The organism is Massilia sp. S19_KUP03_FR1 (assembly GCF_036688685.1).
Classification (GTDB): domain Bacteria; phylum Pseudomonadota; class Gammaproteobacteria; order Burkholderiales; family Burkholderiaceae_D; genus JALYUM01.
Window position 1 is genome coordinate 166,211 of the sequence record NZ_JAQQPS010000005.1, and the last position, 17,366, is coordinate 183,576.

15 protein-coding genes are annotated in these 17,366 nt (G+C 62.0%); 3 read left to right on the top strand and 12 right to left on the bottom strand.

The window, feature by feature from the left end; genetic code table 11:
• Window positions 1-20: 20 nt before the first annotated feature.
• Window positions 21-1,688: an energy-dependent translational throttle protein EttA gene (gene ettA, locus V6M87_RS07330; protein ID WP_332875943.1), complete on the bottom strand. Its 1,668-nt coding sequence runs from the start codon at window positions 1,686-1,688 to the stop codon at window positions 21-23.
• 135 nt (window positions 1,689-1,823) lie between these two features.
• Window positions 1,824-2,738 carry an EamA family transporter RarD gene (rarD, locus tag V6M87_RS07335; protein ID WP_332875944.1) on the bottom strand — a complete coding sequence of 305 codons (915 nt, stop codon included), beginning with the start codon at window positions 2,736-2,738 and terminating at the stop codon, window positions 1,824-1,826.
• A gap of 142 nt (window positions 2,739-2,880) precedes the next feature.
• Between rarD and V6M87_RS07340 the strand changes: the two genes are divergently transcribed.
• The 3 genes from V6M87_RS07340 to V6M87_RS07350 all read left to right on the top strand — a co-directional run bounded on the left by V6M87_RS07340 (window position 2,881) and on the right by V6M87_RS07350 (window position 6,491).
• Window positions 2,881-4,758, top strand: a complete 1,878-nt coding sequence (locus tag V6M87_RS07340; protein WP_332875945.1) for a potassium transporter Kup — start codon at window positions 2,881-2,883, stop codon at window positions 4,756-4,758.
• A 118-nt stretch (window positions 4,759-4,876) separates the two neighbouring features.
• Window positions 4,877-5,308 carry an FKBP-type peptidyl-prolyl cis-trans isomerase gene (locus tag V6M87_RS07345; RefSeq protein ID WP_332875946.1) on the top strand — a complete coding sequence of 144 codons (432 nt, stop codon included), beginning with the start codon at window positions 4,877-4,879 and terminating at the stop codon, window positions 5,306-5,308.
• A 91-nt stretch (window positions 5,309-5,399) separates the two neighbouring features.
• The gene (locus V6M87_RS07350) at window positions 5,400-6,491 is read left to right on the top strand and encodes a PEP-CTERM sorting domain-containing protein (RefSeq protein WP_332875947.1); all 1,092 of its coding nucleotides are present in this window, start codon (window positions 5,400-5,402) and stop codon (window positions 6,489-6,491) included.
• Here V6M87_RS07350 and V6M87_RS07355 read toward each other — a convergent pair.
• From V6M87_RS07355 to V6M87_RS07400, 10 genes are all read right to left on the bottom strand, one after another.
• The gene (locus V6M87_RS07355) at window positions 6,484-6,945 is read right to left on the bottom strand and encodes a GNAT family N-acetyltransferase (protein WP_332875948.1); all 462 of its coding nucleotides are present in this window, start codon (window positions 6,943-6,945) and stop codon (window positions 6,484-6,486) included. The genes V6M87_RS07350 and V6M87_RS07355 overlap by 8 nt on opposite strands.
• Before the next feature lie 24 nt (window positions 6,946-6,969).
• The gene (locus V6M87_RS07360) at window positions 6,970-8,013 is read right to left on the bottom strand and encodes a histone deacetylase family protein (protein ID WP_332875949.1); all 1,044 of its coding nucleotides are present in this window, start codon (window positions 8,011-8,013) and stop codon (window positions 6,970-6,972) included.
• A gap of 7 nt (window positions 8,014-8,020) precedes the next feature.
• Window positions 8,021-9,616, bottom strand: a complete 1,596-nt coding sequence (gshA, locus tag V6M87_RS07365) for a glutamate--cysteine ligase (RefSeq protein ID WP_332875950.1) — start codon at window positions 9,614-9,616, stop codon at window positions 8,021-8,023.
• Between the two features lie 179 nt (window positions 9,617-9,795).
• Window positions 9,796-11,766 carry a PhoX family protein gene (locus tag V6M87_RS07370; RefSeq protein WP_332875951.1) on the bottom strand — a complete coding sequence of 657 codons (1,971 nt, stop codon included), beginning with the start codon at window positions 11,764-11,766 and terminating at the stop codon, window positions 9,796-9,798.
• A 106-nt stretch (window positions 11,767-11,872) separates the two neighbouring features.
• On the bottom strand, window positions 11,873-12,640 hold the full coding sequence (gene map, locus V6M87_RS07375) for a type I methionyl aminopeptidase (protein WP_332875952.1): 768 nt from the start codon (window positions 12,638-12,640) through the stop codon (window positions 11,873-11,875).
• Window positions 12,637-13,467 (bottom strand): peptide chain release factor N(5)-glutamine methyltransferase, encoded by an 831-nt coding sequence (gene prmC, locus V6M87_RS07380; protein WP_332876071.1) that lies wholly within the window; start codon window positions 13,465-13,467, stop codon window positions 12,637-12,639. The genes map and prmC overlap by 4 nt, the downstream gene beginning before the upstream one ends.
• Window positions 13,467-13,940, bottom strand: a complete 474-nt coding sequence (locus V6M87_RS07385; RefSeq protein WP_332875953.1) for a disulfide bond formation protein B — start codon at window positions 13,938-13,940, stop codon at window positions 13,467-13,469. Before V6M87_RS07385 ends, prmC begins: the two co-directional genes overlap by 1 nt.
• Window positions 13,941-14,017: 77 nt before the next feature.
• Entirely contained in the window at window positions 14,018-15,094 is a 1,077-nt protein-coding gene (gene prfA / locus V6M87_RS07390; RefSeq protein ID WP_332875954.1) for a peptide chain release factor 1, read from the bottom strand.
• Window positions 15,095-15,172: 78 nt separating this feature from the next.
• A complete protein-coding gene (gene hemA, locus V6M87_RS07395; RefSeq protein WP_332875955.1) occupies window positions 15,173-16,456 on the bottom strand; it encodes a glutamyl-tRNA reductase in 1,284 nt (427 codons plus the stop codon).
• Between the two features lie 72 nt (window positions 16,457-16,528).
• On the bottom strand, window positions 16,529-17,218 hold the full coding sequence (locus V6M87_RS07400; protein WP_332875956.1) for a response regulator transcription factor: 690 nt from the start codon (window positions 17,216-17,218) through the stop codon (window positions 16,529-16,531).
• Window positions 17,219-17,366: the final 148 nt, after the last annotated feature.

Here is a 17,366-nt window from a genome sequence, read left to right on the forward strand (position 1 = left end):
CGCGGGTCCTCTTTTATTTTCTACACCGTCAGCGGCTTGTAACGAATCCGCTTCGGTTTCGCACCTTCTTCACCAAGGCGCTTCTTCTTGTCGGCTTCGTATTCCTGATAGTTACCATCGAAGAACGTCACCTGCGAATTGCCTTCGAAGGCCAGGATATGGGTGGCGATCCGGTCCAGGAACCAGCGATCGTGGGAAATGACCATCACGCTGCCGGCGAACTCAAGTAAAGCGTCTTCCAGCGCGCGCAGGGTTTCCACGTCGAGGTCGTTCGACGGTTCATCGAGCAGCAGCACGTTGCCGCCTTGCAGCAGCGTTTTCGCCAGGTGCAAACGGCCGCGTTCACCGCCGGACAGGTTGCCGACGATTTTCTGCTGATCCGACCCTTTGAAATTGAAGCGGCCGAGATAGGCGCGCGACGGCATGTCGAAGCGGCCCACGGTGAGCATGTCGGCGCCGCCGGCAACGTCGTCGAACACGGTTTTGGTGTTGGCGAGGTCGTCGCGGTTCTGGTCGACGATCGAAATGCGCGCGGTCTGGCCGATGGCCACTTCACCGCTGTCCGGCTGCTCTTTGCCGGTGATCATCTTGAACAGGGTCGATTTACCGGCTCCGTTCGGGCCGATGATGCCGACGATGGCGCCCGGCGGCACGGTGAACGACAGGTTGTCGATCAGCAGGCGGTCGCCGAAAGCTTTCGAGACATTCTTGAATTCGATGACCTCATTGCCCAGGCGCTCAGCCACGGGAATGAAGATCTCGGAGGTCTCGTTACGCTTCTGGTATTCGTGCTCGGACAGCTCGTTGAAGCGGGCCAGGCGCGCTTTACTTTTGGCCTGGCGGCCCTTTGGATTCTGGCGCACCCATTCCAGTTCCTTGGCGATGGTTTTCTGGCGCGACGATTCGGTGGCTTCTTCCTGCTTGAGGCGGTTCGACTTTTGCTCCAGCCACGAGCTGTAGTTACCCTTCCACGGAATGCCGTGACCGCGGTCCAGTTCCAGGATCCATTCGGCAGCGTTGTCGAGGAAGTAGCGATCGTGGGTGATGCCGACCACGGTGCCCGGGAAGCGCAGCAAAAACTGCTCGAGCCAGTCGACCGATTCTGCATCCAGGTGGTTGGTTGGTTCGTCGAGCAGCAGCATGTCTGGCTTCGACAGCAGCAGGCGGCACAGCGCCACGCGGCGCTTTTCACCACCGGACAGCACGCCGATTTTCTGGTCCCACGGCGGCAGGCGCAATGCATCGGCTGCCATTTCCAGCTGCAGGTTCAAATTGCCACCGTCGGAGGTGGAAATGATGGCTTCCAGGCGCGCCTGCTCGGTGGCGAGCGCATCGAAATCGGCGTCTTCATCGGCATAGGCAGCGTAGACGGCTTCGAGCTTGGCTTGCGCTTCGAACACTTCGCCCAGGCCCGATTCGACGATCTGGCGCACGGTTTGTTCAGGGTCGAGCACCGGCTCCTGCGGCAGGTAGCCGATATTCAGGCCCGGCATCGGCACGGCGTCGCCCTGGATGTCGGTATCGATGCCTGCCATAATTTTCAGCAGGGTCGATTTGCCCGAGCCGTTCAGGCCCAGCACGCCGATTTTCGCGCCCGGGAAGAAGGAGAGCGAGATATCTTTCAAAATCTGGCGCTTCGGCGGGACGATCTTGCCGACGCGGTTCATGGTGTAGACGTAATTTGCCATCTGGTGTGCTTAGTGAGGTACGAAAGGTGAACAGAATACGATACTACGCCGGGTAGGGCGAGAGTTCAGTTCAATTGTTAGCCCGTCGCCCCGGCGAACGCCGGGGTCAATGCTGAGTTGAGAGCATGGCCCTGCTCATTCAGTATGGGTCCCGGCCTGCGCCGGGATGACGGTTTGGATGCGGCCGCGTTTCGTGTTGATAAGTCCTTCCGCCACGTACAGCGCCAGCGCCGTCCAGATGACCACGAAGCCGATCAGCCGTTCTTTTGAGAACGCTTCGTAAAACACCCACACGCCCAGTAAAAACTGCAAGGTCGGCGCCAGGTATTGCAGTAGCCCCAGCACCGACAAGGGAATCTTGCGCGCCCCTGATGCGAACAGCAACAGCGGAATCGCCGTCAGCGGCCCCGCGGCGATCAGCAATAAACGCGTATTGTCGGACGCTGTCGTGACAAAGTGATTCTGCCCGTGCCACGTCAGCCAGCCGACATACACGGCCGCCATCGGAAACAGCACCATGGTCTCGAGCGTTAAACCTTCCAGCGCGCCCAGGGCCGCTGTCTTGCGCATCAGGCCATACGCGCCGAAGGTGGCGGCCAGCGTCAGCGCGATCCAGGGCACCGTGCCCGCCTGCCAGGTCAGCCAGGCCACGCCGAGCGCGGCCAGGGCGATGGCGCCCCATTGCGCCGGGCGCAGGCGTTCTTTGAACAGGACGAAGCCGAACATGATATTTACCAGCGGCGTGATGAAGTAGCCGAGGCTCGCTTCAATCACGTGGCCGTTGTTAACCGACCAGATGTAGACTAGCCAGTTGGCGCTTAGTAAGAATGCACTAGCGACAAAGCTGGCAATCACGCGTGGCTTGCGTACAATCGCCAGCCAGTCCCACTGGCGCCGCACGGCCAGCACGATCAGCAAGAACAGCAGTGACCAGAGGATGCGGTGCGCCAGGATTTGCAGCGGCGGCACGGCGTGCAAGGCGTGGAAATACAGTGGAAACAGGCCCCAGAGAAAAAATGCCAGGGCGGCGGACAGGATGCCGGTACGCATGAGAACGATCGTGTGGAAGGAGACCGGTCATTATCCTTGAAAGTCGGTCTCGTTGCCGGAAGGCATTCCGTCCGAATCCGCTTGCTATTTTGTTTTTGATAACCTATGGTGCAATGCACTATAACAACATCATGGTGCAATATTGACCTCGACGCATAAGAAGAGCAGCCTGGCGGCCTTGACCCTGGCTGCCGTGGGCATCGTGTATGGCGACATCGGTACCAGCCCGCTGTACACACTGAAGACCATTTTTGATCCCGAACACGGCCTCGCGCTGAACACCCCCAACCTGCTTGGCATCGTTTCCCTGATTTTCTGGGGGCTGACGATGATCGTTTCCCTCAAATACGTCACGCTGGTGCTACGCGCCGACAACCGCGGCGAAGGCGGCATCATGGCGCTGATGGCGCTGGCCCTGAACTCGGTTACGCGCGCGTCGCGCTGGCATTATGTGCTGATGGTGATCGGCGTCTTCGGCGCCACCATGTTCTACGGCGACAGCGTGATTACCCCCGCCATCTCCGTGCTGGGCGCCATCGAAGGCCTAGAAGTGGCTGCGCCAGGCATGGAAAGCTACGTGGTGCCGCTGACCATCATCGTTCTGGTGGCCCTGTACAGCGTGCAAAAGCGCGGTACCGCCGGCATCGGTAAATGGTTTGGCCCGATCATGCTCGTCTGGTTCGCTGCGTTGGCGATCATGGGTGTCATCAATATCGTCAAGGCGCCGGTCATCCTGCAAGCCTTGAATCCGTGGCACGCGTTCCAGTTCATGTACGACAACCAGTTCATCGCTTTCGTCGCGCTGGGCGCGGTGGTGCTTTCGCTCACTGGCGCCGAGGCGCTGTACGCCGACATGGGCCACTTCGGCAAAAAGCCAATCCGCGCGGCCTGGTTCCTGATCGTGTTCCCGGCACTGGCACTTAACTACCTGGGCCAGGGCGGCTTGTTGATCACGCATCCGGAAGCCGTGTCGAATCCGTTCTTCCAGCAACTGGGTAGCTGGAGCGTGTACCCGCTGGTGGTGCTGTCGACCCTGGCTGCCGTGATCGCGTCGCAAGCCACCATTTCCGGCACCTTCTCGATGACCAAGCAGGCCATCGCGCTGGGGATGCTGCCGCGCATGCGCATTCTGCACACGTCGGAAAGCGAAATCGGCCAGATCTATATTCCGGCCGTGAATTGGCTGCAATTGATCGTGGTCTTGATCGCCGTGATCGGCTTCGGTTCATCCGACAAGCTTGCTGGGGCGTATGGCATTGCGGTCACGGCGACGATGCTGGCCACGACGATCCTCACCTTTTTCGTTATCCGCTACCGCTGGAAATTGCCGCTGGTGCTGTGCATCGGCGCAACCAGCTTTTTCATCATCATGGACATCGCGCTGTTCTCGGCGAGTACCTTGAAACTGTTCCATGGCGGCTGGTTCCCGCTGCTGCTGGGCGCGGTCCTGTTCACGGTGATGATGACGTGGAAGCGCGGCCGCGAGCTGGTCTTCGAAAACCTGCAGAAGCACGCTATTCCCCTCGACGATTTCCTGCAGTCGCTGTTCGTGGCGCCGCCGGTGCGGGTCGACGGCACGGCGATTTTCCTGCGCGGCGAGAGCGACGGCGTACCACATGCGCTGCTGCATAACCTGTCGCATAACAAGGTGCTGCACGAGCGCGTGGTGTTCCTGACGGTGCATATCCTGGAAGAGCCCTATGTGCAACGAGGCGAGCAGGCCAAGGTCACGGCGCTGGGCCACAACTGCTACCAGGTCAATGTCAGCTACGGCTTCAAGGATGAACCGAACATTCCTGCCATCCTGGAGCAGTGCAGCGAGCTGGGCCTCACGTTCGAGATGATGGAAACGTCGTTTTTCATTGCGCGCCAGACCATTATTTCGACCCCGGGCGCCGGCATGATGCCGTGGCGCGAGCACCTGTATGTGGCCATGTCGCGCAACGCGCGCGGCGCCGCCGACTACTACCAGGTGCCGCCAAACCGCGTCATCGAGCTGGGCACCCAGGTCGAGATCTGACAATGCATGACAAATAAATACATAAGATTTACAGCAATTTACATGTACCTGCGGTAAGGTCTACGGTCCATCCGGCAACATTTGCCGGATGACTCACTTAATCCTTGCCGAGGTATTCATGAAATTGTCCGCTCCCCTGATCGCCGTTTTTGTTGCCGCCTTGTCCCTGTCCGCATGCGGCGGCGGCTCCTCCGACAGCGGCTCCGTGACGGTCAGCAGCCCTGCCACCCTGACCACCACCGACAGCGTCGTCGGTAGCGGCGCCACGGCAGTCACGGGCAACAATGCCACGGTCACCTACACGGGCTGGCTCTACAGCGCCACGACCGCCGGCTTCAAGGGCAAGCAGTTCGACACCGGCAGCTTCTCGTTCAAGCTCGGCGCCGGCACCGTGATTCCCGGTTTCGACCAGGGTGTGATCGGCATGAAAGTGGGCGGCACGCGTACCATCCTGATCCCGTCGGCCCAGGGCTACGGTAGCAGCGGCACCACCGGCATTCCGGCCAACTCGGGCCTGGTGTTCGAAGTGAAGCTGACCGCCCTGCTGTAAGTGACGCAACGCGCACGCCTGATCTGGCGCAGGTACCAGGCGGGCGGCGTGGCACATCCTTGAGGTCCTGTTAACGCCTCCGGGGTGTGCCATGTTCGTGCGATTGCTGCTGTGCGCGCTGTTCTTGCTGGCAAGTGTGGCGGGCGCGGCGCCAACATTTTCAACCACTTTCCTGCCCACCAATACCTTCGCCTACAGCATCAACCAGTCGGGGCACTTTGCCGGCGAGTCCGACTTTCCCTCCGGCGTGCGCCATGCCGCGCTGTGGAACAGGCAGGGCGGGCCATTCGACCTCGGCTCGCTGGGTGAATTCAGCACCGCCCAGGCGATCAGCAATAACGGCCTGGTCGCGGGCTACTCGGTCCTGGCTGACGGCTTCACGCATGGCTTCCTCTACAGCGGCGCGGGCCTGCGCGATATCGGCACCCTGGCCGGCGGCGGCAACAGTTTTGCGTATGGCGTCAATAGCGCCGGGACGGTGGTGGGCGAGGCCGACGACGCCAGCGGCGAATTCCGCCCGGTCGCGTTCAGCAACGGCGTGTTGCGCGATTTGAGTCCTGGCGGCGTGGCATTCGGTCAGGCGCGCGCCATCAACGATGCCGGCCTGATCGCCGGTGGTGGCCGCCTCGTCGGCGCCGACTACGCGCATGCCCTGCTGTTTGACGGCGACACCGTGCGCGACCTGGGCACGCTGGGCGGGCCGGCCAGCTTCGGCTTTGCCATCAACGACCTGGGCCAGGTGGCCGGCACCAGCTTCATCAACGACGATATCGAGCACATGTTTCTGTACAGCGAAGGCGTGATGCAGGACATCGGCTCGCTGGGCGGGCCGTCCACCGGCACCCGTGCGCTGAACAACCTGGGCAATGTGGTGGGTTACTCGACCTACCCTGACGACCAGCCTGGCGTGTCCTTTTCCAAAGCCACGCTGTACCAGGATGGTGTCGTGTATGACCTGAACACGCTGGCCGACACCGACAACGGCTTTTGGATCCTGACCGATGCGGTGGCCATCAACGACGCGCAGCAGATCCTGGTGAATGCCTGCACCGAGTTTGGCGACTGCCGCACTGCGTTGCTCACAGCCGTGCCGGAACCGGGCTCGCTGGTGCTACTGCTGGCGGGTTTGCTGGCGCTGGGCGCGGGCCGCTGGGCGGTGCCACGCTCAGTGTTGTTCAGGTAGCCGCGCGCAGCATGTCGACGTGCATGATGCCGTCCTCGTCGTACGGCGCGGTGATGGTCACGTAGCCGAACTGTTGATAAAACTTTTCCAGGTAGAGTTGGGCGCCGATGCGGTTGGCGTGACCCGGATACAGGCGATCCGCACCGCGGGTCCCTTCGGTGAGCAGGGCGCGGCCGGCGCCACTGCCGCGCGCGACCGGGGTGGTCAGCACGCGGCCGATGGATGCCTCGGTATATTTGACGCCCGGCGCCAGCAGGCGCAGGTAGGCCGCCAGCTGGCGCTGGCCGTCGACCGTGCGCCAGCCGAGCAAATGCCGGGCGTCGGCATCGAGCCCGTCGATGTCGGGAAAAATACAGGTTTGCTCGACGATGAACACTTGCTGGCGCGCGCCCAGCACCGCGTACAATTCGGCGTTTGTCAGGTCGGCGAACGCGCGCCATTGCCACTCGATCATCTTCTAATTTCCATTAATAGTGCCTTAATTCGCAGTCTCAAAACCTTCGAGCACATTCACCACATTGGTTCCCAGTTCCGCCACCACGCTGCCGCCTTCGAGTACGAACACGACCGGTAAATCGAGGTGGGCGATGCGCTCGCCGATGCGCAGGAAATCTGCGCTGGCCAGGCCAAAGCGCGAGGCCGGATCGCCCGAAAACGTGTCCACGCCCAGCGACACCACGATGGCCTCAGCGCCGTACATGGCGATTTTCAGACAGGCCGTCTCCAGCGCCGCAAACCACTGCGCGCCATTTGACCCCGGCGCCAGTGGCACGTTCAAATTCAAACCGAGGCCATCGGCAATGCCGGTTTCGTCCGCGTGGCCTGCATAAAACGGGTAACTGGTGCGTGGATCAACGTGGATCGACGTGACCAGCACATCTTTGCGCGCATAAAAAATGTCCTGGGTACCGTTGCCGTGGTGGTAGCCGATATCGAGGATGGCGACGCGTTTGACACCGTCGTCGAGCAGATGCTGGGCCGCCAGCGCGGCATTGTTCAAAAAACAGGCACCGCCATAATAATCCGCACCGGCATGCTGGCCCGGTGGCCGGGTCAACGCGAAGCTGCCGCGCTCGCCCAGGCGCAGCGCGTGGGCGGCGTTGATGGCGCAGTCGGCACCTGCCTTGGCAGCCATCCAGGTGCCGGCCATGAGCGGGGTGGTGGCGTCGGTCGAAAACAGGCCGAGGCGACCCAGGATGCCTTCGGGCTCGAGGTCGACGCGCATGGCGCGCACCGGCCAGCTCGCTGCAAACGCATCGCGCCCGGCGTTGGTGGCGTCCAGCGCAAGCCACGCCTGCCAGGCGTGGCGCAGGAAATGCAGGTAGCGCGCCGTGTGAACCCGCTCCAGCGACGCCAGCGAGACGCCGTGGGGAATCACGATCTGACCGAGGCCCCGGCGCTTCAGTTCGCTGACCACCAGGTCTGCGCGCTGCGGCACCTCACGATACGCACTCTGGTTCGCGCCAACGACGCCAGAGCGCCCGTGATGCTGGGCGTGGTGTTCGTTGTAGAACGTCAGCACAGTGCAATTACGGGTTGCCGCACAGCGTGCTGCTGTTGTAAGCCGCGACGAAATCGTCGAAGTTGCCGGTGTCCTGCGCTTCGATTGCGGCCTGGTCGGCCAGCGAGGTGGCCGCCATCTCGTTGAACAGTGCTTCTTCGGCCGGCATCAGCGGTTCGGCGCGGAAAAAGGCCGCGTGCAGTTCGCTCTGGCGCAGGCCGAACGCGGCCGATGAGCCGAGTGCACGCACTTCGTCGAGCACGCGTGCCGACGGCGTCAGCGCCGGGTTGGCGATTTTCGCTTTCTGCAGGCTCAGCGACGACGCGTAGACGCCCTCTTCATTGTGCTGCGCGTCGAGCAGGACGGCGACCGGGCGGATCCGCTCGATCAGCTCGTCGGCCCAGGCTTGCAGGCCGATTTCAATGCCATCGCGCGTCAGGGTCAGGTCCGGGCGGCGGCCTTCCTTGACCGTGCGGGCAAAGTTGCGAGCGTGGATCTGGCCTTCGGCAACGGAAATGTGCGGACTTTCTTCCAGCGCGCAGAAGAGCAAAAAGGCGTCGAGGAAGCGTCCCGTGTCCAGGCTGATGCCGACTGGCTCGAACGGGTCGACGTCCAGGCAGCGCACTTCGATGTACTGCACGCCGCGGTTGCACAGCGCCTGCACCGGGCGCTCGCCGGTACGAATCACGCGCTTCGGCCGGATGGTCGAGTAGTACTCGTTCTCAATTTGCAGCACATTGGTCGACAGCTGGATCCACTCGCCGTCTTTCTTGGTGCCCAGTTGCTGGTACGGCGCGTATGGGCGATTGACCGCATCCATCAAGGTGACGACGTAACTTTCCAGGCTGTTCTCGTGCGGGCGCAGGCCGGACTGGGCATCGTTCTGGTAACCCAGGTCACTCATGCGCAGGCTGGTGGCATACGGCAGGAACAAGGTGTCGTCGGACAGTGTTTCCAGGTCGTGCGCGCGGCCGCGCAAAAAGCCGGTCGACAGGGCCGGCGATGCGCCGAACAGATACATCAGCAGCCAGCTGTAGCGGCGGAAATTGCGGATGGTGGCGATGTAGCTTTCGGACTGAAAGTCGCGCAGCGCGTGGCGGCGTTCTTCCGGGATGCCTTCGCTGGTCAACAACACCTTCCACAGTTTTTCCGGCAGCGAGTAGTTATAGTGGATCCCGGCAATGCATTGCATGGCTTTGCCGTAGCGCAGCGCCAGGCCGCGCCGGTACACATGTTTCAGCATGCCGATATGCGAGGTGCCGTACCACGCGATGGCGATGTCTGCTTCGTCCGGCAATTCGCACGGCATCGATTCGCTCCACAGCATCTCGTCGCCCAGCCTGGCGTAGGCAAAGCGGTGGATCGCGTCCAGGCGCGCCAGCGTAGTGCCGATGTCGTTGTCGGTCGGCGTGATGAATTCGAGCAGCGCCTCGGCGTAGTCGGTGGTGATTTGCGGATTGGTCAGTGCCGAACCCAGTGCCACTGGATGCGGGGTGCGCGCCAGCCGGCCCTGTGGGTCGATGCGCAGCGTTTCACGTTCGATGCCGCGCAATCCCTGGTTCAGCAGGCCGCGGTGCGCATCGTCGTCCAGCAGTGCCAGGCGGCGGGTCAGTTGGTTCGACACTGGTGTTTCCTTTTCTATACTGCTTATGTTGGTGTGGAGCAGAGATTAACCGAAAAACGCCGCGAGCGTCGGCGCTTGAAGATTCCGTAGAGCAGGAATAGCAAACGCGGGCATTGCCCGCGTTTGGTGGAATTCAGAGACATGCAAGCCGCAGGCGCCGTGCCCGCGACTTTAGCGCATTATTTCGCCAGCTTGAACTGCGACAGCTCAGCCGTCAGGTAGCCAACAGCAGCACCGAACTTGTCCTTGTAGTTCGACTTGATCAGCGGGTCGAGCGCGTCTCGCAGCTTCGTGCTGTGGAGGGTGGTCCAGTCGCCAGGGTGCTGGAAGTTGCTCATGATGTAGGTGAAGCCGTTGATGTCATCGACGGCGTGCAGCCCGGTCGACTCGGCGCCCGCCGGCGTCGACAGCACGCGCGCCAGCACCTTGGTGTCGATATTGTAGGCCCACAGGAAGTTGTTGACGTGGTTGCCGCTGTCTTCGCCGATGAACAGGGTGCGCATTTTTTCCGAGAACTTGATGTTGTCCGGGCTGGCGATCTTGTTCGGGTTGGCGGTGTTGCCAAGGGTATCGGCGGCGATGTCTTCACCCACCAGCAGCGCCTTGGTGTCCACAGGCATCCACTCGCTGTTGATCGCAGCGCCAGCCGTGTCCTTCTGGCCACCCTTCATGTTCAGCATCATGATCGCGCCGGCCGTCAGGGCTTTCGGGATCGAGATGCCGTTGCCCGGCACGTTGTACGTGTTGCCGGCGACCATGGAGGTATTGCAATTGGCCAGCGCCGAGTAAGCGATCTTGTCTGCCAGGTTGACGGTGGTGCCTTCCATTTTGCTGAAGCCCATCGAAGCGCCGACCAGTGCGGCATAGCGGTGGGTTTCCAGGAAGGCCGCAGCCTTTTCCATGCCTGTTACCAACTTGATCCACTCGATGCGACCGTTGGCGGCAACTTTGGTGTAGGTCGCGTCCGATGGATCAGCCGATTTGACGGACATGATGTCGGTGGCCTTGAGCGAGCTGGCCAAGGCGCGGATTTCGGCGCTGGTGGCCGAACCCAGCTTGATCCAGGTCAGCGGCGCGGCGGCAGCGGTTGGATCCAGCGAGAAGCCGGCGCCGACCTTGGCGACGTACAAGGTGCCGGCGGACAGGTCTTTTTCCTTGTCGGCGACGAACACGAAATAGCCGCTATTGGTGGCATCGTCGCCCATCAGCACGGTGCGGTTGTCGCCCATCACCTGCACCAGCTCGTGCGAGATGCGGCCCATGCAGTAGTGTTTCTTGATCGAGGCGGTGCCGTCGACGTTGACGGTCACTTCCGGCATGTGGCCGTAGTTGTAGGGATTGGCCGTGGTTTCATTGCCGTACACGTTCTTGCTGAAGGCCTTGAACTGGGCGTCGGTGGCGGCGGTGAACGCATTCGGCTCGTATTCTTCGCTCGACAAGTGGGTGCCCCATGGCGACAGGCTGGCGCCGCAGGTGATCCACAGGCAGTTTACGCCGGCGGTATCAACGTTGTGGTATTTCACCAGGCTCAATTTACCAGTGGTCTGGTCCTGGTCCAGCGTCAGCACGGCGATCGGCGACGGCAGTTGGCCGTAGACGCTGTCGCCCTTCTGGTTCAGGCTGGTGTATTCGAACTGCACCACCGCGAACACAGGTTTGCCCTTGACGCCTGGCACGCTGGCATTGGCGACCGTCAGCAGCGAGGTGCCGTCTGGCGAATCCGAGAAAAACTGGCGTTCCTTGCCGGCGACGGAGGCGTCGATGATCGGCTTGTTGTTGATGTCGAAATAGCCGCCCGCCAGCACGGTGCCGCTGGCGCCATTCGGGACCATGTCGCCGGTGATGAAGAACGGCTGATAGTTCAGCTTGTAGCTGAGCGTGGAGGTGTCGCTGTAGGTGGCGGTCATGGTGCCCGTGACCGTCATGGTCGACATGGCGGCGGCGCTGTCCAGCGTTGGCGCTGCCATATTGCTGAAGGTGACGTTACCGAGGGTGGCGACCGGGGCGGCCAGTACCGGAGCGGGTACAGCGTTGCTGCCGCCGCAGCCGGCCAGGAAGGCCGTGGCGGACAGGCCGGACAGCGGCAGCAAAGGCGCTGCGCTAAACATTTGCAACAGGCGGCGGCGGGAATTGTCGGTAACGTTATTCATCTTCTGGCTCCAGTGTGCGAAAGAACGCACGCGGCGACGGCCGCGTATCTGGTGCGAAGATTAACGATTGATTATGTCAGGACGATGACTTACCAACACTTTTGCTTTAACGATTGGCTGGCCAGGGCGTCAGGATTTCCACGCCATTGCTGGTCACGGCCAGCATGTGTTCCCACTGGGCCGACAGCGAACCGTCGGCCGTCAGCACGGTCCAGCCATCGGCCAGCAGTTTCACGTCGCTTTTACCGGCATTGACCATCGGCTCGATGGTGAACGTCATGCCTTCCTTGAGCAGCAGGCCGGTGTTCGGGGTGCCGTAGTGCAGCACCTGCAAGTCTTCGTGGTAGATCCGGCCAATGCCGTGGCCGCAGTATTCTTCGACAATCGAAAAGCCGGCTTTTTCCGCCACGGTCTGGATCGCGTGGCCGACGTCGCCCAGGCGTGCGCCCGGGCCCACGGCGTGGATACCGGCCATCATGGCGTCGAAGGTGACGTCGACCAGGCGCTTCGCTTCTGGCGACGGCGTGCCGACGTAGTACATGCGGCTGGTGTCGCCATGCCAGCCATCCTTGATGACGGTGACGTCGATGTTGACGATGTCGCCATCCTTCAACACTTCTTTCGTCGTCGGGATGCCGTGACAGACCACTGAATTGGTCGAGGTGCACAGCGTCTTCGGAAAGCCGTGGTAGCCCACGTTAGCCGGCGTGGCCTTTTGTACCTTGCGGATGTATTCGTTGCAGAGGCGGTCGAGTTCTTCGGTGGTCACGCCGGGCACGACGTGTTCCTGGATCATTTCGAGGACGTCGGCGGCGAGGCGGCCGGAGACGCGCATCTTGGCGATATCGCTTTTACTTTTGAGGATGATTTTCATGGTGTTTTCGTAGAGAGGCGGCCGCCCGAGACGCGCTCGATGCCGGCCAGGTCGCGCCAGCTTTGCACGTCGCTGTAGCCGTTATGGACGAGGAGAGCGCGCACTGCGGCGGCCTGGTCATAGCCGTGTTCGAGCAGCAGCCAGGCGGTGGGATGGAGGTGTTGTTCTGCGTTGTCGATGATGGTGCGCAGCGCCGCCAGGCCGTCGGCGTGGTCGGTCAGTGCGTTCACCGGTTCAAAGCGCAGGTCGCCCTGCGCCAGATGGGCGTCGCCGGACGCGATATAGGGCGGGTTCGAGGCGATCAGGTCGAAGCGTTCGGTTCCCAGCGCCGCGAACCAGTCGCTCTCTAGAAAACGCACGGTGGCGCCGTTGCTGGCGGCGTTGGCGCGCGCCACCTCAAGTGCGGCGCTACTGACGTCCAGTGCGGTGACCTGCGCGTCAGGGCGGCTGTGGGCCAGCGCCACGGCGATGGCGCCGCTGCCGGTACCCATGTCGAGCGCGCGGCCTGCCTGCGGCAGCCGTTCGATGGCCAGTTCGACAATCAGTTCAGTGTCGGGGCGCGGAATCAACACCGCATCGTTAACGGCGAAATCGAGGCCGAAGAATTCACGTTTGCCGACGATATAGGCAATTGGCTCGCCACGCTGGCGCCGTGCGATCAGGTTGTTCAGGGCAGCGGCTTCGTCGACACCGATCTCGCGCTCCGATTGCGTGATCAGGCCGACGCGGTTCAGGCCCAGTGCATGGCACAGCAGGATGCGGTTTTCCAGCGCGGCCAGCGGGAGCGCGGCCTGCAGCGCTTTCACGGTGGCGCCGGCAACAATCATCATCGTGCGCGGCGGCGCAGCAACAGCCACGCCAGCGCCAGTGTCAGCGCGACGAACCAGATGGCCGACCACTGCGGCACCGACAGGCCCAGCACCGTGTCGGTGGTCGCTTCACACCAGCCGTCGGCCTTGAACAGCCATGGCAGCATGGTCGCAGACGGGATTTTATTCAGGGTTGTGGTGAGCGGATCGATCCCGCACGAAAACCCCGGGTTGGCGATCACATATAAATGCTTGCCAACCACGCCCAGGCCGCCCAGGCCGGACAGCAAGGCCAGCGTGGTGCCGATCACGGGCTTTTTGGTGAACGCGCCAACCAGGCTGAAGAGGGCGATGCCGAGGAAGGCGTAGCGCTGCAGCACGCACAGGGGGCACGGAAGCATGTCCTTGACGTGCTGCAGGTACAGGGCGGCGCCGACCAGCGCGAGGGCGGTAAAAGCGATAGTGAGCAGGGCGGGGCGGGTGTTGGTCATGGTTTTTAGTGAGTGATCAAACTGCGCAAATTATTCATACCATTTTCCTGAAAACGTGGGGGTGATTTTCGCACAACTCAATCCCCCAGCGCTGCCAGCAGTTCTGCCTGGTGTTCCGCCGCCAGCGCATTGGTCAGTTCCAGTAAATCGCCATCCATGATGAAGTCCAGTTTATACAGCGTCAGATTGATGCGGTGATCGGTCAATCGACCCTGCGGGAAGTTGTAGGTACGAATACGTTCGCTGCGGTCGCCCGAGCCGATCAGGCTTTTGCGTGTCGCCGCTTCTTTCGATTGCTGCTCGCGCAGTTGCACGTCCTTGATCCGCGCCGCCAGCACTTTTAACGCCTGGGCCTTGTTTTTGTGCTGGCTGCGGTCATCCTGGCATTCGACCACGATCCCCGTGGGCAAGTGCGTGATCCGGACCGCCGAATCGGTCTTGTTGATGTGCTGTCCACCGGCGCCGGACGCGCGGTAGGTATCGATGCGCAGGTCGGCCGGGTTGATGTTGACGTCTTCCACGTCGTCGGCTTCCGGCATCACCGCCACCGTGCAGGCCGAGGTGTGGATACGGCCCTGGGTTTCGGTGGCCGGCACGCGCTGCACGCGGTGCCCGCCCGATTCGAATTTCAGTTTCGAGTACACGCCGTTGCCGACCAGGCGCACGATCACTTCGCGGTAGCCGCCCAGGTCCGACGCCGACTCCGACACCATCTCCACCTGCCAGCGATTGCGCTCGGCGAAGCGGGTGTACATGCGCAGCAGGTCGCCGGCAAACAAGGCCGATTCGTCGCCGCCGGTGCCGGCGCGGATCTCGAGGAAAATATTGCGTTCGTCGTTGGCGTCTTTTGGCAGCAGCATGGTCTGCAAGTCCCTTTCCAGCTGCGCCATGCGCCCCTTGCCAGCTTCGATCTCTTCCTGCGCGAAGGCCTTCATGTCCGGCTCAAGCAGCATCGCCTGCGCTTCGTCGATATCGCCCTGCGCGCCCTGGAACTGTTGGTACAGGACGACCAGCGGCTCGATGTCGGCACGTTCGCGCGTCATCTTGCGGTAGTTGTCCATATTGCTGGTCGCTTCTTCGCTCTGCAGCAGTTCGTCGACTTCGACAAGGCGGTTGGCCAGTTGATCCAGCTTGGCCAGCATCGATGGTTTCATAGGGGGTGCTCAGGTAAAGGGGGAACGACGTGCCAGGCATTTGCTGCCAACGCACGGACAAAGCAGGTAAAAGGGGCGCTAACGGCGGTTGCGGAACAGCTGCGGCAGCAGGGCCGCCAGGCGGGCGCGCTCGTCGCCCTGGGCCGAATGCAGCGCTTGCTGCGGGCCGTGCAGGAATTTGGCCGTCAAACCTTTGGACAAGGCTTCGAGAACCGTATCGATGTCGTCGCCGCGCGCCAATAAACGCCGGGCGCGCTCGAGTTCGGTCAGGCGCATGGCTTCGCTCGATTCGTGCAAATCGCGGATCACCGGCACCACGGCGCGGTCGCCCACCCAGTGCATGAACGACTGCACGCGCGTTTCGATAATCGATTCGGCCTGCGCCACGGCAGCCTGACGGCCTTCGCGGCCGGTCTGCACCACCTGGGCGAGATCGTCGACGGTGTAGAGGAACACGTCATCCAGGCGCGCCACTTCCGGCTCGATATCGCGTGGCACGGCCAGGTCGACCATGAACATTGGCTTGTGGCGGCGCGCCTTGATGGCCCGCTCCACCAGGCCCTTGCCGATCAAGGGCAGGGTGGACGCAGTGCTGGAGATGACGATGTCGAACTGGGCCAGGCGCTCGGGCAGGTCGGCCAGGCGGATGGCTTGACCATTGAAACGCGTGGCGAGCGACTCGCCGCGGTCCATGGTGCGGTTGGCGATCGTGATCGAGCGCGGGTTTTGCGCGGCGAAGTGGGTGGCACACAATTCAATCATTTCGCCGGCGCCGATGAACAGCACGTGCTGATCGGCGATGCTGTCGAAGATGCGCTGCGACAGGCGCACCGAGGCGGCAGCCATCGACACGCTGTGCGCGCCAATTTCGGTGGTGCTGCGCACTTCCTTGGCGACGGCAAAGCTGCGCTGGAACAGCTGGTGCAGATAGGTGCCCAGGCCGCCGGCGGCATCGGCCAGGCGCACGGCGTCTTTCATCTGGCCCAGGATCTGCGGTTCGCCCAGCACCATCGAGTCGAGCCCGGAGGCGACCCGGAAGGCGTGGCGTACGGCGTCGTCCTGCGGCAGCATATATAAGTGGGGCCGCAGGTCGGCCACGTTCAGACGGTGGTAGTCGGCCAGGAAGTGGGCGGAGGCGTCGAGCGAATTGGGGGCCGCGCTGGCCGCATACAGCTCCGTGCGGTTGCAGGTCGACAGGATCGCCGCCTCATCCACGTGGGCGCCGGGGTGCGGGTCGATGCGCGCGAACCAGCCACGTGCTGCCTGCACCGCCTGCCCCAGTTGCTCAGGCGCGAGCGCCAGCTGCTCGCGGAGCGAGACAGGAGCGGTGGTGTGGTTCAGGCCGACGGCGAGCAGTTGCATTTCGGATGATTAAAATCAAGGCAGGAGGTGATTATACCCCCGTTGGCGGCTGGGGTATTTCTCAGGTCCCTTTCACGCCCCCATCTGCTCCAGCCGATAGCCGTAGCTGTACACCGGCACCAGCCTGAAACCGTTCTCCGGCCGCAAACCGAGCTTGTTGCGTACGCGCGAGACGTGGGTGTCCATGGTCCGGGACGGCAATTCGGTATCGCGCACCCAGACCGTTTCGTGAATGTAGGCACGCGACAGCGGGCGCCCGAGATTGCGGAAAAACAGCAGCGCCAGATAAAACTCTTTATGGGTGACGTCGATGACGGACCCATTCATCAGCAAGCGTCCCGGGCGGGTCTCGAAGATATACGGCCCGAACTGCAATTGCTCCGCGCCGTGCTGGGAAGGATACGCGCGCCGCAGCAGGGCTTGCACGCGCGCCACCAGTTCGCCGCGGCGCAAGGGCTTGACGAGGTAATCGTCGGCGCCGGCACCGATGCCATCGACGATATCGTCTTCGGCCGAGCTATTCGCAAGGAACATGATGGGCGTGTTGGCGGCGAGCTTTTCGCGGGCGCGGCGCATGACTTCGACACCGCCCAGCTCGACGCTGTGCCAGTCGAGGATCAGCATGTCGGTGCTGTCCTTGCGGATTTGTGACAGTAAATCGCGGGCGTTGTCGAAAAATTGACAGTGATGGCTGGCAGCGCTCAGCACCTGGCAGATCGTCTCGGCCTGGGCGGGGTCATTATCGAGTACAGCTATTCTCATGATGGCAGCGACGTCAAAAGTTGCATGTAGGATTAGTCCTACAAGGTGACATCGAATATATCAGAGTTTTTACAAATTTGAACTTGTCTATAGTAAAAAAAGACACACATTAACAACAGTTTCTACTGAAAATGGCAATGTGGACTTC

Excerpts from the sequence above, each read along its gene's own strand:
- V6M87_RS07370 (WP_332875951.1), bottom strand. The coding sequence starts at position 11,766 with ATGAATAACGTTACCGACAATTCCCGCCGCCGCCTGTTGCAAATGTTT.
- hemA (WP_332875955.1), bottom strand. The coding sequence starts at position 16,456 with ATGCAACTGCTCGCCGTCGGCCTGAACCACACCACCGCTCCTGTCTCG.
- prmC (WP_332876071.1), bottom strand. The coding sequence starts at position 13,467 with ATGATTGTTGCCGGCGCCACCGTGAAAGCGCTGCAGGCCGCGCTCCCG.
- V6M87_RS07400 (WP_332875956.1), bottom strand. The coding sequence starts at position 17,218 with ATGAGAATAGCTGTACTCGATAATGACCCCGCCCAGGCCGAGACGATC.
- V6M87_RS07350 (WP_332875947.1), top strand. The coding sequence starts at position 5,400 with ATGTTCGTGCGATTGCTGCTGTGCGCGCTGTTCTTGCTGGCAAGTGTG.
- ettA (WP_332875943.1), bottom strand. The coding sequence starts at position 1,688 with ATGGCAAATTACGTCTACACCATGAACCGCGTCGGCAAGATCGTCCCG.
- V6M87_RS07355 (WP_332875948.1), bottom strand. The coding sequence starts at position 6,945 with ATGATCGAGTGGCAATGGCGCGCGTTCGCCGACCTGACAAACGCCGAA.
- map (WP_332875952.1), bottom strand. The coding sequence starts at position 12,640 with ATGAAAATCATCCTCAAAAGTAAAAGCGATATCGCCAAGATGCGCGTC.
- V6M87_RS07345 (WP_332875946.1), top strand. The coding sequence starts at position 4,877 with ATGAAATTGTCCGCTCCCCTGATCGCCGTTTTTGTTGCCGCCTTGTCC.
- prfA (WP_332875954.1), bottom strand. The coding sequence starts at position 15,094 with ATGAAACCATCGATGCTGGCCAAGCTGGATCAACTGGCCAACCGCCTT.
- rarD (WP_332875944.1), bottom strand. The coding sequence starts at position 2,738 with ATGCGTACCGGCATCCTGTCCGCCGCCCTGGCATTTTTTCTCTGGGGC.
- V6M87_RS07385 (WP_332875953.1), bottom strand. The coding sequence starts at position 13,940 with ATGACCAACACCCGCCCCGCCCTGCTCACTATCGCTTTTACCGCCCTC.